Raw genomic sequence first — 15,130 nt, 5'->3', positions numbered from 1 at the left:
CCATGCCGCGACTAAAAGAAGTGCCTAAGGATGAAGCGGACGAAAAGGTCGTTCTGCCACTGTACGCCATGCTTTTTGGCGGGCGTGATCCAGTAGCCGAACCAGGGACTGCGACCGGCACGCCAGGTGATTGGTGGACGGTGTTTGCCAACTCACCTGCAACCCTGAAGCACGCGGCGCAGGGCTTTGCCTATTATCGCGATCCTGCGCGCAAGCTCGATCCGGTGCTGCGCGAACTTGGGCAAACGTGGGCGGGCTGGGCGACGGGTAGCCAGTTTGTCTTCTCCCAGCACTGTAAGAGCTTACGCGGCCTCGCCTATCCCGAAGAGAAGATCGAAGCGCTGCCCACTTGGCAAACGGCGAGCTGTTACGATGCGAGAGAGCGCCTTGTGCTCGCCTATGCCGACAGGTTGGTGACGCATCAGGGGCGGGTGCCGGACGCTTTGTTCGATGCGCTCAAAGAGCAGTTCTCCGACGAAGAGATCCTAGAGCTGACCTACACGACCTGTATGTATCTGATGCATGCGGTGATGAGCCGCGCCCTGCGGACCGAATTCGACGATCGCGACGATCCGATCACCGAAGTGCCCGCGCCAGAAGGGTTTGACGCGCTCGATTTCCTCGGTGGCGAAAGGAACAAAGACTAGGCGACGCGACCGATATTGCGACCGTTTTCATTCTGCTTGACGGTCAGCTTGGCACCGAAGGGCTGACCGCCTTGGAATGCGGCGCGCGTGGGTTCATCGCTAAGATCGGCATTTCCGAAAACCCGCTTGCCACCGGGATCGCGACCGATCCAGACTGCGACACTTCGTCCTTTGGCGTGATTGATTGTGTAGGTTTCGACCGTCGCACTTCCGAAAATACCCTCGCCGCGCGGCATAGCGTCCTGCGCCATGGGTAAAGCGCGCACCCGATCATTTCCGAACCAGTCTGCTGGCTCGGTCGAGTAGATACCGGTTGCATATTTGCTCATCCAGCCGCCATTCGCGCCGACCAGTGCGAACTGCCCGCGCGCGCCGCGCACTCGCTGCACGGCCTCACAGATCGCATGCGCCGAGTAATTGTTTCCCGCCCCGCCAAAGAAAGGAAGTCCACCGGTCAGCGTCAAGCCGCGCGCATCATCAGTCGCGATGCCGAAGTGGTCGCATTGATTGAAGACGGGGATCGCAAAGCAGGAATAGAAATCGAGAAAGCGGATGTCAGGCATGGCAATACCCGCACGCTCCAAGGCCGCCTCAACACTTGCAATAGAGGCAGGATTGGCCGCCAGGTCGGGCCGCTGTGACAATTCCAATTCGGTCGCCGATGTGACCGCATGAATATGCACCCACTTATTTTCCGGCACACCCAATTCGCGCGCCTTGCCCGCGCTCGCCATAATGATAGCCGCCGCTTGGTTTACCTGATCGCGAGCGACTGTCATCCTCGCATAGGGTTCGGCTACGATCCGGTTGCGATCCGTGATCGTAGCCAGCTCTTCAGCGCTGCGTTCGACAGGAGCCGCCGCGTGTGGATTGCTCGCCGCGACCTTTGTGAAAGGCGCAAACAGCTCCCCAATGGCAAGGCGGTATTCTTCAAGGTCCATGCCAAGTTTCGCCCGCCGCGCATTCTCGGCGAGTGCATAGAGCGAGATCGCTCCCGTCGCGCCGTGCGCAAAGAGGCTAGGTTCGAGCAGCCCTTCCAACCCATAGCCACGATCTTCCAATTCGCCGCCGACTTCCTCCGACCAATCGGGCTTTTGACCCTTCGCGGCAAGCGCTAGGGCGGTAGAGATCGCCTCCGAACCCACAATCGCGGCGCATTGACTATGCCCGGCTGCGATGGCTTCGGCGAATTCGCCCACCAGCTTCTGATTGTATTGCCCGCCCGTGGTCGAGAGGATCGCACGCTCCGGGTTCGCATCGACGCGCTTGGCAAAACTGCGCGGGATGTTGTCCGAAGTGCCGAATGGAGGGACTTTATCAGGCCGCGACATCTCAAACGCGCGGATCGCTGCGAGCGTATCAATCGCCTCCGCAACAGAAGCGCTTGCCGCGCTGTCCGCTATGGCCGCTGCGAGCGCGCGTCCACCCAGATCCATATATGACAGACCTTCATAGCCGGGATGATCCACGCGCTCGGAATACTGCCCTACACCGATGATGACGGGCGTTTTGTCGGCGATCACCGGCGCCGGCTCAGTCGACAAAATCGGTCACGCGCTCGACAATGATGGCAGGCGCCATACCGCCCGCTGCGCACATCGTGACGAGACCATAGCGCTTGTCCTGCTGCTCCAGCTCATCGACCATTGTGCCGATTAGGATTGATCCGGTTGCGCCAATCGGGTGGCCAAGCGCGATGGAGCCGCCATTGACGTTGACCTTATCCCAGTCGAGCTCAAGGTCGCGCACGAATTTCGCGGCGACAACGGCGAAAGCCTCGTTGATTTCGTAAAGGTCGATGTCGTCATTGCTGAGGCCAGCCTTTTCCAGAACCTTCTTGGCCGCTGGCACAGGAGCGTTCAGCATCAGGGTTGGATCATCGCCCATATTGGCGGTTGCAACGATCCGGGCGCGCGGTTTGAGGCCATGCTTCTCGGCATATTCCTTCGAGCAGACAAGCACCGCTGCCGCGCCATCAACCACACCGGACGAATTGCCCGCATGGTGGAAGTGCTGGATCTCGAGGTCAGGGTATTTCTGATTGATGAGGCCGGCAAAAGTCGTCCCATTGGCATCGAGCGGAACGTTCGCCATCTTGGCAAAAGCTGGCTCAAGCTCAGCCAAACCTTCGAGTGTAGTTTGTGGGCGCGGATACTCTTCCTTGTCGAGGATCACATTGCCTTCATCATCGACCACAGGAACAACCGATTTGTCGAACTTGCCCGCTGCGATCGCAGCTGCCGCGCGCTGCTGAGAGCGATAACCTACCTCGTCCAGCTCTTCGCGGGAAAAGCCTTCCATCGTCGCGATCGCATCGCCGCAAATCCCCTGGTGTGATTGCGGATGGGTCGCCTGCAGCCGCTCATTGTAGCTGCCCATCATTGGTGGCTTGATCCCGGCCTGCATCTTTTCCTTCATCATAGCAGCGGTGAGGCTCATCATTTCCGTGCCGCCAGCAACAACGCAATCTTCCATGCCGCTCATCACTTGAGCTGCCGCGAGACTTACAGAGGTGATCCCGCCGCCGCAGAACCGATCAAGCGTGGTCCCGCTTGAAGTGATGTCATAGCCCGCATCGAGCGCGGCCATGCGGCCAAGGTCGCCCGCCTGCGTTCCGTCTTGGGTGCTGACCGACCAGATCACATCGTCGACAGTGCTGGTGTCGAGGCCGTTGCGTTCTGCGATGGCCTTCAAGACAGTCGCCGCCAGATGCTGCGGATGTTCTGCTGCAAGCGCGCCCTTGCCTTGCTTGCCGATCCCGCGCGGTGTGCGAACCGCGTCGATAATATATGCCTCGCCCATTGCTCATCCTTTCAGCGATGATTCTCGAATCCTGGTTGACGTTTGCGTAAACCTTGGCCAGCAAGGGCGCAAGACAAGTTTCAGTTTGCAATTGGAGAGAGAAGCCATGTCCGAGGAAGTCCTCACCCAAGTCGAAGACGGCGTGCTGATCGTCACGATCAACCGCCCTGAAGCGAAAAACGCGATGACCAAGGCTGCGGTACGAAGGGATTGCTGCGGCAATGGACCGGCTCGACAGCGAAGATGATTTGCGGGTCGGCATCCTTACCGGTGCAGGCGGCACATTCTGTTCGGGCATGGACCTCAAAGGCTTCCTTCGCGGTGAAAGTCCGGTGGTGGAAGGGCGAGGTTTTGGCGGCGTGGTGCAAGCACCTCCAGCGAAACCGCTGATTGCTGCAGTCGAAGGCTATGCGTTGGCCGGCGGGCTCGAGTTAATGATCGCGTGCGACTTGGTGGTCGCCAATTCAAGTGCGAAATTCGGCATTCCCGAAGTGAAGCGCGGCCTCGTTGCTGCGTACCGGCGGCGTTATGATGCTGCCCGACCAGATCCCAGAGCGTGTAGCGATGGAGATGGCGTTGACCGGCGACTTCATGGACACGGCGCGTGCCAGCCAGATCGGCCTCATCAACGAAGTGACCGATGGCGCTGCGCTTGACGCTGCAAAAGCACTGGCGGCAAAGATTGCAGCCAACGGCCCGCTCGCGGTCAAGGTGTCCAAGCAGATCATCAAGGAATCGCGCTCTTGGGCGATGGATGAGCGCTATGAGAAGCAGGCGCAGCTGATCGCACCGGTCTTTGTCTCGGAGGACGCCCGCGAAGGCGCAGCGGCCTTTGCCGAGAAGCGCGCGCCAAACTGGAAAGGGAAATAACATGCCTGTCATCGACGTCCCCCAGCCCGCCTTCATGGAAGACGAAGAGATTTCGATCTTCGCCGATGCAGTGGGCAAGTTTTACCAGCAACACGCTCCCGAAAAGCGCATCCTCAAATGGCGCGAAGACGGCCAGGTTGAGCGTGAGTTTTGGAACGAGGCAGGCGCTGCTGGCCTGCTCGGCGTATCCGTGCCCGAAGAGTACGGCGGACATGGCGGCGATTTCCGTCACGATATGGTGGTTATCGACCAGCAGTCTAAGCACGGCGTCGAAGGTTTCGCGGCCAGCCTGCACAACACCATTATCCTGCCTTACCTGGTGCGCCACGGCACTGAAGAGCAAAAGAAGAAATATCTGCCCAAGCTGGTCACCGGCGAGTTGGTCAGCGCGATCGCGATGAGCGAGCCGGATGCTGGCTCTGACTTGCAGAGCATCACGACGACCGCGCTGAAAGACGGGAATGGCTATCGCCTCAACGGCTCGAAGACCTGGATCTCCAACGGTCAGACCGCTGACTTTATGATCGTCGTCGCCAAGACCGACCCGAGCGAGGGTGCCAAAGGCATCTCGCTAATGCTTCTCGAAACCGAGGGCGCCGATGGCTTCCAGCGCGGTAAGAAGCTCGACAAGGTGGGGCTCGATGCGCAGGACACCTCAGAACTGTTTTTCGACGATGTCTTCATTCCAGGCGACAACGTGCTCGGCGGGGTCGAGGGTAAGGGCTTCTATCAGCTGATGGGCGAGCTTGCGCAAGAACGTCTCGTGATCGCAATGGGCGCGATGACAGGCATCGAGAAGGCGCTCGAAGTGACGGTAGAATACGTCAAGAACCGCAAGGCTTTCGGCAAGACGATTTGGGACTTCCAAAACACGCAGTTCACCCTCGCCGACTTGAAGGCGCGCGGCACGGCTGCCCGGGTGTTCGTCAATGATTGCATCGCCAAGCTGCTCGAAGGAAAGCTCGACGTAGAAACTGCTGCTATGGCGAAATACTGGGTGACCGAGCTGCAAAGCGAGGTCGTTGACAAGTGCCTGCAATTCCATGGCGGTGCGGGCTACATCAACGACTACCCGATCGCTCGCATGTACCGCGATACGCGCATCGCACGCATCTATGGCGGTTCGAACGAGATCATGAAGATGCTGATCGCGCGTTCGATGTAGGACGCGCCAATATCCGAACTACGCAATCAAAAAGGGGCGGTCCGCATTATGCGAGCCGCCCCTTCTCTATGCCCTCTCCCAAAGGCAAAGCTTTTGTGAGCTCAGATTAGAACTGCGTTCTCACCGTCACGCCATACGTCCGAGGCTCAAGAATGAAGCTTGAGCGCGCGTTGACCGCGCCAACACCGCGCAAAACGTTGTTGAAGGTAACGCCGCGGGTCACTTCATTGGTTGCGTTGAGGACAAATGCCTCAACCGTCCAAGTCTCGTCGGCGGAGCGAATACCAGCCCGCAGATTGATCTTGAAGTTGCTGTCCTGAATATCGCCGACAATCAATGGAGCTGCATCAATCGCAGCCTGCGTTTCGGCCACCGTCGCGCCTTGTGAAGGCGGCACAATCGCCTGAGTCGACGTGCGCTCGTCCGACACCATTCGAATCTGGCCAGCAGCGAAGAAGTCGATGTTGTTGGTCAATTCGTTTTCATAGAGCACGCCTGCGATTGCCGTAACATTCGCAGCGTTGGTCAAGTCGTTACCGCAAAGAGATAGCACCGTCACACTGGTCAGATCTCCTGCACAATCATCTGGATAGCGTGCATCGAGGATCGTGGTCGCCAAATTGAAGGTCCAATTCGGGTTCGTACCGGATTACGCTTTCGATCTCCACGCCGGTCGTCAATGCGCGTGGCACGTTGAAGGACTGGAATGCCGCGCCGGTGAATTCAAGCACCTGGAAGTTCGAGAATTCCTGATGGAATGCCGCGATGTTCAAGGTCACAGCATCGTCGAGCAAACGCGATTTAAGGCCGATCTCGTAGGCGTCGACTTCTTCGGATTCAAAGGTCGGATCCGCACCAAACACACCAGCTGTTGTATCAAGGTTGATACCGCCTGCCTTGATGCCGTGAGTAAAGCTACCGTAGATGCTGACATCCGGGTTGATCTCATATCCCAGATTCAAGGTGTAGATGAGCTCTTCATCTGAGAATGAGTCCTGGAATGTCTGCGGCAGAGGCAACACCGAAGCGGCAGGCAAATCAGCTGGCGCAGTAAAGCCGAAACACGCTGTTAGAATTGCCAACGGTTCCAGCGCTCCGAGCGGCGGAAGCGCCCCGCCAAGAAGCGCGCCCGCGAATGTAGGGCAGACCGAATTTACGTTCTCGATCTGGTCAAATCCGCCAGACTTGCTTTCATCATAGTAGCGGGCGCCAATTGTGAAGCTAAGGCGATCGGTTATGTCGAACGTGTTGTGCGTAAAGATAGACCAGCTTTCCGCGCTTTGCGTGAAGCGGTTGAGACTGGTCGAACCAGCCGGATCGAGACCGCCGGTCAAGGCCGACAGCGGGTTGGCCCCGAGAGTTCCAAGAGTTGCTCCGCCAGACAGGCCGGCAAACAAGAAACCAACCTGCTCGCCGAAGTCCGCTGCCAGCGAGAAGCGGTTGTTGGCCTCAATCTGTTCGTCTGAGTAGTAACCGCCGATCAGCCAGCTCAAACGTCCATCGAAAGCGTCCCCCTGCACCCGCAATTCAGCAGAGAAGGTATCGATCTGAGTGTTGAGATTCACGTTAAAGGAATCGATTGCCGAGAAGTCGGAGTCGTAGAATTCAACTGCTGAATACTCACGATACGAACCAATGAAGATCACGTCTGCATTGTCGCCGAGAGGATGCTCGATTTCGGCCACGACGCCCCAGTTTTCAACGTCAGCGACAGGGGCAAAATTGGCTGCGACCGTGCGGCCTTGTGCAGCTTCATCGAACCCAGCTTGATCGAACGGGGACGTTGCAAAATTGCCTGTCGGCTGACCACCGGTTGGGCCAAGTCCCACAGCCGGGAAAAACGGCGCTAACGGCGTCTCGTACACTTGAACCGCGACGCCGGAGCTGGATTCGTTCTTCGCGAAGTCACCGACGATCCGGCCTCTGAAACCGCTATCGGTTTCCCAGCCCACCTGTCCGCGCACCAGGTACCGATCAATGTCATTGGTGTCGCCAATCCGATTGCCGGTGGCGTCAACTACAGTAACGGCGCCATCACGCTGGCGATAGGCACCGGTCAGGCGTAGCGCCAAAGTGTCTTGAACAATCGGCACGTTGACTGCGCCTTGAAGGCTGATTTCATCGAAGCGGCCATAGGTAGCGTTGGCAAACCCGCCAAACTCGCTCAAGTCAGGGCGCTTGTTCGTGATGTTAAGCGCACCAGCCGAGGTGTTTCGGCCAAAAAGAGTGCCTTGCGGACCGCGCAGAACCTCGACCCGCTCAATATCGACGAATTCGCCCAAAGCGACACCAGGCCGCGATTGATACGCACCATCAATGAAAATGCCAACGGCGCTTTCAAAACCGATATTGTTAGAAGTTGTACCGACGCCGCGGATCCGCAGCACAACCGAGCCTGCTGCAGTCTGCGCGGTGGTGCTTGAGAAGCTTGGAGCAACAGCAGCCACATCACGGATTTCCGTCACACCTTGCCGCTCAAGCTGAGCAGGGCCGACAGCGGTCACAGCGATCGGAATATCTTGCACATCTTCTGCACGGCGCGTTGCGGTCACGATAATTGTGTTATCGGGTGCTTCCGCTTCGGCATCTGTTTCAGCGTTTTGCGCCAGAACTGGTTGTGCAAACGCTGTGCTTGCCATCAGGCCAGCCGCGTAGACTGCGAGCTTCTTCGTCATAGGTTTCCTCTCCAACAAACCGATGTCTTGTTTTTGTGGGAGACAGACTAGTCACGCGCGGATTCAATTCGCAAGAGTGCGACGATGGTTCTCACAAATTGATGCAAAAATGCCACAATCTACGCTGCAGCGCAGCAAAACCACTTTTCGAGCTGTGTTGGAGAAATATCCTTGCGACTCAAGCAGGCTTAGGTGCGCTGGCCTAAAACCCGTAACGGATGCCGAACCAGACCGTCCGCGGCACGCCCAGGTCAATAGCACCGCCTGAATTGCGAGTCACGATTGTCTCTTCGAGCAGGTTCTCGCCGCGCAGAACACCAGAGAATTTGCCTGCAATCGGCAATTGCAAAAACGCATCGAGCGTCGTTGCAGCAGGAAGCACTGCGGTTTCCTGATCATCCTCAAACTGAGCGCCGAGATGCCTGACTGTCCCGGCGAGGCGCCAACCCTCAGCCGGTTGCCATGCCAAGGTTGCCGAGAAGGAGAACTCAGGTGTTTGCGGTGGCCGGTTGCCATCGAGCGCTATCGAAGCGCCAGACCCGTCTATCTCCGCATCGGTGTAAGCGAGCGATCCGTCGAAACTCACAGCCCCGAATGTGAGGTTCAGCGCTGCCTCTATTCCCTGCGCGTCAATCGCAGGAAGGTTCTGCCGCTGGCGCAAGGTCGAAGTCAGCGTGACATTGGCAATCGCATTCTCAACCTCGTTGTCGAAAGCGGTCAAAGCGAAGCTAACACTGTCGCTGGGCGACCAGTCGAGGCCGATCTCAAAGCCTTCAAGCCGCTCGTTCTCAAGCGCCGCATTGGCCTGCGTGACGACGGGGAACACAACGAAAGGTCTGTAAAGTTCGTTGAGGGTCGGCAGCCTGAGACCAGTGTAGGCCGCCCCACGCAGCCTGATGCCCTCGCCCGCATCAAAGGAAGCGCCTGCGCGCCATGAAAGTGACCAATCGCTGCGATCGAGCGCGACTGTCTCGCTCACGACATTGCCAGCTGCGTCGACTGCGCGGAAGAAACCATCAGAGATGCTGGTACGATCAGCGCGCAGACCACCGGTCAAAAGAAGCGGGCCGATCTGCCAGTCATTCTCAACGAACAGGCCAAGGTCGCTATTCGTGCCGCCAGCGCGGCGGCGTTCACGCAAGTTCCCGGTGAAGGCGCTAAATGCCTCCTCCTGCAATTCGCCCTTCGATTGGCGATAGTCCACGCCGAGCCTGACGGTGTGGCCGCCGCCAACGGGTGGGCGAATTTCGAGCTTTCCCCCTAGCCCGGTCGAAGGCGTGTTACGCTGATCGAGCACACGCACAAAACGGGTTGAGCTGATCACAATGTTCGAGAAATTGCGCGCCTGGACATAGGCAAGCGCATCAAACTGCCAGTCGCCGCGACCAACGATGCGGATGCTGGCGTCCTGTCCCTCGCTGCTGGAATCCGCGCCATCAAACCGCAACGTGCGCTGATCATCGAACACCAAGCCGCGCGCTTGCAGCTCAACTGTGTCCGACAGCGGAGCAACCGCCCGCACACCGACAGACCAGCTGTCGAACGCCGCACGCGCAGATGCAGGGACGCGCTGATCATCAGGCGCGGTGAAGAAGCCCTGCCCGCGATCCCAGCGCCCGCTGACCACCGCAAAACCCGCGCCCAAATTGGCGGCAACGCTGCCGCTTGCTTCGGTCTCTTCGCGATCATTGACGAGCAGGCTCGCCGCAACTGGGCCAAGCGTGTCTGCGTCCGCACTCTCCAACTCAATCGTTCCAGCGAGCGCGCCCGCACCGAACGGGCCTGAGCCACCGCCACGCGTCACTCTGATTGTGCTGATCCGCTCCGGCGCGATTGCGCTCAGCGGCACGTAACCGAAAAAGGGATCGGACAGCGGTACGCCGTCAAGCACCACCAGCGCACGGCTCGTGGCATTGCCGCCAAGCGCTCTCAACGTGACGCCCTGTGCGCTAGGATTGGAGGAGCGGCTGTCCGACCGACGAAATTGCTGGAAACCCGCCACGTTCTCCAGCACATCTTCAATCCGCCCAGAAGCGCTGGCGACGATCGTCTCGCGATCTAATACGCTTGATGCATACGCGCCCGTTGACGGCGCATCATCGAGCCCTTGCCCGGTAACAACAATTACATTGGCGTTGGGTTCTTGGGCCGCTTCGCGATCACCGGTTTGATCTTGAGCTGAGGCAGGGAAATTGAGGGCGGCGGCACTGGATACAAGCGCTGAGCGAAGAATCAGGGACATAGCGGCGGGCCTTAGACCAAGGTATCGCGCTAGTCAGTTTCAATTTGCAATGAAGACTCGCTTTTGATCGATCTGTGTGCTTTCATCATTGATCCGAGGAGAGAAGATCGACAATGGCCGAGAACACAACAGATTTTGATGTGCTGATCGTTGGCGCCGGGATTTCCGGCATCGGCATGGCTGCGCACATGCAAATGAAATCCGCAGGACACAGTTATGCCATTGTCGAACAGCGCGAAAATCTGGGCGGGACATGGGACCTATTCCGCTATCCCGGCATTCGCTCGGATAGCGACATGCACACACTCGGCTTCGACTTCGAGCCGTGGCGGCACGAAAAGTCGATCGCCGATGCTCCGGCCATTCTCGATTATCTCAACACAATCGTCGATGAGCGAGATATTCGTCGGCACATCCGCTTTGGCCACAAGGTGATCTCGACCGATTTTCGTGATGACGAAGCGCGCTGGCATGTCGAGATGGAACTGGATAACGGCCTACGCACTCAGCTTACCGCCAACTTCCTGTATCTTGGCTCGGGCTATTACGACTACGACGAGCCTTTCGACGCCGGCTTTGATTTTGGCGAATTTGACGGGCAGGTTTTGCATCCGCAATTCTGGCCGGACGATCTCGACTATGCTGGCAAGAACGTCGTCGTGATCGGATCGGGCGCGACCGCGGTGACTATCGTCCCGTCTATGGCAGACAAAGCGGCGCATGTGACGATGCTGCAGCGAACGCCGACCTGGATGTTTGCGCGTCCCGCGAAAGACTGGATCGCCAACACTCTGCGCAAGATCCTGCCGGAAAGTCTCGCCTATCGGATCACCCGCTTCAAAAACATCAAGATGCAGGATCTCGCGTTCAAGACAGCGCGCAACAAGCCGCAAAAGGTCAAAGATGCGCTGTACAAGGGCATCGAAAAGTCGCTCGGTAAAGACTATGATCGGGCGACTTTCACGCCTCCCTACGATCCGTGGGATCAACGCCTTTGCCTAGTCCCAGACGATGATCTGTTTGAGGCAATGAAGTCGAGCAAGGCTTCGGTTGTGACCGGGCAAATTGCCAAATTTGAGAAAGGCGGCGTGCGGCTCAAATCCGGAGATTTTCTCGAGGCCGATATCATCGTCACCGCCACCGGCCTCAAACTGGCCATCGCCGGCAAGATCGCCATCAGCCACAATGGCGAACCAGTGGAGTTCAATAAGCGCTTTTATTACAAGGGCTGCATGTTCTCGAACCTGCCTAATTTGGCGGTCGTGTTTGGGTATTTGAATGCGAGTTGGACGCTTCGCGCCGACATCAACTCAGATTATGTCTGCCGAGTGCTGAACCATATGCGCGCGACCGGCACGCAAATTGTGACCCCCGTGCTCACGCCCGCGGCAGCAGCAAATCTCGAAGAGGATGACGTGTTCGACTTTTCAAGCGGCTACATCCAACGCGGAAAGCACATCATGCCGCGCAATGCGATCAGTTATCCTTGGCGTCTTAACCAGGAATATGTCTACGACCGCAAGCTTATGAAGCGCGATCCGGTGGATGATGGCCTGCTGACGTTCAAGAAGGCCAGCAGCGCGGATGCCGACACCGACGAACAGCTTGAGGCGGCTGAGTAAAATCGCCGAAAGCTTTGTGGCAATCGCCGCGCGATTGACTTAGATAGCCGGGCATGACCACCGAAAAGATCTGGACTGCAGGGCTCGTCATTATCGGCGATGAGATCCTGTCCGTACCGCACGCAGGACAAAAACATCTCACAGATCGCCAGTTGGCTGCAGGTCCAAGGGATCCGGCTTTCCGAGGTGCGCGTGGTCGCGGACATTCAGGAACAGATCGTCGACGCGGTGAATGCACTGCGTGCGGACAACGACTATCTCTTCACAACGGGCGGCATTGGTCCGACCCATGACGACATCACCGTCGATGCGGTGGCAGAGGCGCTCGGCGTTCCGGTGGTTATTCATCCCGATGCGCGCGCGCTGCTCGAACGCTATTATGCTGACAAAGGCGGTATAAACGAAGGGCGTTTGCGGATGGCGCGCGTGCCTGAAGGGGCAGAGCTGATCCCAAATCGCATGTCTGGCGCACCGGGCATCCGCCTTGGCAATATCTTTGTGATGGCGGGCGTCCCGCACATCACCGCTGGAATGCTTGATGCCCTCACCGGAGAACTGGAAGGCGGCGCGCCACTGATCAGCGAAACCATCGGGTGCTGGATTGCCGAAAGCGAAGTCGCTGGTCTGCTGCGCGAAGTCGAGCAAGCGCATGAGAACTGCCAGATCGGCTCCTACCCCTTCTTTCGCGAAGGCAGGGTCGGCGCAAATTTCGTCGTCAGATCGACTAATGCAGGTGAACTAAAATCATGCATCGACAGCCTTACCGATGGCCTCGCAACAAGCGGTTATGACTTCACGCCTGGTGGGATTTAGACCAACCGCTCAATAATTGGCGAATTCCTACAAGGAATCCGGCCGATTGCGTCTTGCGAAGCGGCAGTTTTCAGGCATTCTCTCAGCTCTAAGACTAGGGTGGGAGTTAGTCGAATGCCGCAAGTTTCAACCGCAGTTCTAACTGCCTTGGCGCCTAGCAATGTGCGCCCATTGGGCAAGACCCATACCAACCACCCGGTCGTGCAGGTCGACATCGACGATGACGGCCAGACAGCAGACTACGTCATAACTGGCAATGGGGCGATGACGCTGGACGGCGAGGCGGTGGATCGCTCTCGCGCCAATGAAGTCACAGTTGATGATGCGATGATCACCGTCATCGCCCAGCGCCGCGCCAGTTTTGAGCACGCATTCGTCGAGGCATTGTTTGGCGGCCCGCCGCCGCAAGGCACGATTGACGACATTGTCGAAAACGCAATGCGATGGATCGAAATTCTGCCGACCGTTACTCGGCGCGAGGTCAAGGTCGGGCTTTTTTTCCTCGAACTGCTTCTGAGCCGCGATTTCGACACGCTTCCGGTTGATGCCCGCCAACAGCGGCTCGAAAACCGCATTGCATCGTCCAGCCTCGATATAATCCGCGCTTTGGGGCGGCTGCGCACGGTGTTTTACTCCGCCTATTACCAACTCCCAGCAAGCTGGAACGGGATTGGTTTCGTTGCCCCGCAATCGCGTGCGGGTGCGCCCGCTTTCTCGACCAAAGACGATCTTACACCCGTCCAGCTATCAGGATCTGAGAGTTGCGACTGGGTGGTGATCGGATCGGGCGCTGGCGGTGCTGCGGCGGCGGCTGCGCTCACCGCCAAGGGCGAAGATGTGATCATCATCGAAAAGGGCAATTATTGGTCGACCGCCGATCTGCGCCACCGCGATGCCGAGCAATATGCCGGGCTATACAATGGCGGCGGCTTGATGACGTCAAGCAACCGCGAAATTGCCATTTTGCAGGCGGAATGCGTTGGCGGATCTTCATTGGTCAATAACGGCATCTGCTTTCGGCCCGACGCCGCCAACCCACACCCGCGAACACAAGACGTGGTTCAGCATTGGCGATCGCAATTCGGCGTCGATGTGAATCCGGTTGATGCCGCGCATCCGAATGGCAAGCTCACAGCGGCATTCGATCATCTATGGCAGCGCATGGGTATTGCTCAAATCACCCAGAGCCAGGCGGGAGCAAACGGAGCGCATTTGCAAACCGCATGGCAAGCGTTCCTCGCCGCGGGCCAAGGACGCCCCGACGATGCGGGTGTGACCGCCAAATTGTTTGAGAAGAACTATGGCACGCAGGGCACGTCACGTGAGTGCTGGGGCTGCGGCTATTGCAATTCGGGCTGTCCCTATGATCGCAAGAGCTCTGTGGTTCAGACCTTGCTCGCGGACGCTCAAGCTGGCGGCGCCCGTATCGCAGAAAATACCGCCGCCTTCCGCCTGAATGTCGATCTGCGCTTGCATAATAAGCCGGTGAAATCGGTCGAAGCGCACCAGAACGGGCGCCACGTTCGCATTCGCCCGTCAAAAGGCGCGATCGTCGCTGCAGGCACCGGCGCATCGTCAGCGCTAATCCAGCGGACGATGAACTTCGCGCATGTCGGCGAGCAAATCGCGTGCAACCTGGCGTGCCCCGTGATCGCAAAAATGGCGCATGCCGTGAATTCCTGGGACGGGGTGCAGATGGGCACCTATGTCGATCGTGGCGACCATTTGATTGAAAGCTGGTTCCACCCGCCAGCGACTTTCGCCGCATCAGTAGGCGGATGGTTCCAGGAATACGTCCGCCGGATGGAATCCTACTCCAATCTTGTATGTCTCGGCATTCTGATGCCGGTTAGCGACATGGGCGAAGTGAAGAACGTACCGGTTCCGCGTCGAATTGAAAAGCCACCACCGCCAGCGATTACGCGAGTTCGTGATCGATACCATCAACATGCACTTCGCGGGCGGCGCGATTGAAGTCTATCTGCCGACATCTGACAGTGTGACTGTGCGCCCCGGTGACAATGTGCGGCAGATTGTCGACCAGCATCTTAGAGAAGGTCACGACTTCATCGTCAGCACTTCGCACCCGCAAGGCGGCAATGTGATGGGCTCGAACCCGCATCGGTCGGTCGTCGGGGCGGATCTGAAGGTGCATGGAACCGGTAACCTGTATGTTGCCGACGCCAGCGTCTTTCCCTCTTCGATCCGCATCAACGCGCAAATGTTCACTATGGCGATAGCACACGCAGCCTTCGCTTGAGGTAGGTCTCACCACGTTTTAACACTTTTGCGCT

Annotated in this window: 10 protein-coding genes and 2 pseudogenes; 7 read left to right on the top strand and 5 right to left on the bottom strand. The window is 58.1% G+C overall.

The window, feature by feature from the left end; translation table 11 throughout:
• The first annotated feature begins 2 nt into the window (after positions 1 to 2).
• A complete protein-coding gene (locus ACZ1GU_RS02935) occupies positions 3 to 647 on the top strand; it encodes a carboxymuconolactone decarboxylase family protein (protein WP_472646625.1) in 645 nt (214 codons plus the stop codon).
• Here the strand turns inward: ACZ1GU_RS02935 and ACZ1GU_RS02930 are convergent.
• Together ACZ1GU_RS02930 and ACZ1GU_RS02925 are read right to left on the bottom strand one after the other, a co-directional pair.
• Positions 644 to 2,191 carry an acetyl-CoA acetyltransferase gene (locus ACZ1GU_RS02930; RefSeq protein WP_472646624.1) on the bottom strand — a complete coding sequence of 516 codons (1,548 nt, stop codon included), beginning with the start codon at positions 2,189 to 2,191 and terminating at the stop codon, positions 644 to 646. The genes ACZ1GU_RS02935 and ACZ1GU_RS02930 overlap by 4 nt on opposite strands.
• Positions 2,181 to 3,449, bottom strand: coding sequence for an acetyl-CoA C-acetyltransferase (locus ACZ1GU_RS02925; RefSeq protein ID WP_472646623.1), 1,269 nt, complete (start codon positions 3,447 to 3,449; stop codon positions 2,181 to 2,183). Before ACZ1GU_RS02925 ends, ACZ1GU_RS02930 begins: the two co-directional genes overlap by 11 nt.
• Positions 3,450 to 3,555: 106 nt before the next feature.
• Between ACZ1GU_RS02925 and ACZ1GU_RS02920 the strand changes: the two are divergent.
• Positions 3,556 to 4,319 (top strand): annotated as a pseudogene (locus ACZ1GU_RS02920) (crotonase/enoyl-CoA hydratase family protein).
• Between the two features lies 1 nt (position 4,320).
• Entirely contained in the window at positions 4,321 to 5,484 is a 1,164-nt protein-coding gene (locus ACZ1GU_RS02915; RefSeq protein WP_472646622.1) for an acyl-CoA dehydrogenase family protein, read from the top strand.
• A gap of 106 nt (positions 5,485 to 5,590) precedes the next feature.
• On the opposite strand, the gene ACZ1GU_RS02910 is transcribed toward ACZ1GU_RS02915, so the two are convergent.
• The 3 genes from ACZ1GU_RS02910 to ACZ1GU_RS02900 all read right to left on the bottom strand — a co-directional run bounded on the left by ACZ1GU_RS02910 (position 5,591) and on the right by ACZ1GU_RS02900 (position 10,401).
• On the bottom strand, positions 5,591 to 6,103 hold the full coding sequence (locus ACZ1GU_RS02910; RefSeq protein ID WP_472646621.1) for a hypothetical protein: 513 nt from the start codon (positions 6,101 to 6,103) through the stop codon (positions 5,591 to 5,593).
• Complete coding sequence (locus ACZ1GU_RS02905) at positions 6,066 to 8,159, bottom strand: TonB-dependent receptor (RefSeq protein WP_472646620.1); 2,094 nt, start codon at positions 8,157 to 8,159, stop codon at positions 6,066 to 6,068. The genes ACZ1GU_RS02910 and ACZ1GU_RS02905 overlap by 38 nt, the downstream gene beginning before the upstream one ends.
• A gap of 202 nt (positions 8,160 to 8,361) precedes the next feature.
• Positions 8,362 to 10,401: a TonB-dependent receptor plug domain-containing protein gene (locus tag ACZ1GU_RS02900; RefSeq protein WP_472646619.1), complete on the bottom strand. Its 2,040-nt coding sequence runs from the start codon at positions 10,399 to 10,401 to the stop codon at positions 8,362 to 8,364.
• A gap of 113 nt (positions 10,402 to 10,514) precedes the next feature.
• On the opposite strand from ACZ1GU_RS02900, the gene ACZ1GU_RS02895 reads away from it, so the two are divergent.
• The 4 genes and pseudogenes from ACZ1GU_RS02895 (at position 10,515) to ACZ1GU_RS02880 (ending at position 15,096) form a co-directional block, all read left to right on the top strand.
• Positions 10,515 to 12,023, top strand: a complete 1,509-nt coding sequence (locus ACZ1GU_RS02895; RefSeq protein WP_472646618.1) for a flavin-containing monooxygenase — start codon at positions 10,515 to 10,517, stop codon at positions 12,021 to 12,023.
• A gap of 53 nt (positions 12,024 to 12,076) precedes the next feature.
• A pseudogene (locus tag ACZ1GU_RS02890) lies at positions 12,077 to 12,836 on the top strand (competence/damage-inducible protein A).
• 114 nt (positions 12,837 to 12,950) lie between these two features.
• On the top strand, positions 12,951 to 14,810 hold the full coding sequence (locus tag ACZ1GU_RS02885; RefSeq protein WP_472646617.1) for a GMC family oxidoreductase N-terminal domain-containing protein: 1,860 nt from the start codon (positions 12,951 to 12,953) through the stop codon (positions 14,808 to 14,810).
• Positions 14,767 to 15,096 (top strand): GMC oxidoreductase, encoded by a 330-nt coding sequence (locus tag ACZ1GU_RS02880; protein ID WP_472646616.1) that lies wholly within the window; start codon positions 14,767 to 14,769, stop codon positions 15,094 to 15,096. Before ACZ1GU_RS02885 ends, ACZ1GU_RS02880 begins: the two co-directional genes overlap by 44 nt.
• Positions 15,097 to 15,130: the final 34 nt, after the last annotated feature.

The sequence above is a fragment of the Erythrobacter sp. HA7-11 genome, from assembly GCF_055693605.1.
The sequence above is the reverse complement of the archived record's forward strand: the minus strand, read 5'-3'. Positions and strand labels throughout refer to the sequence as shown.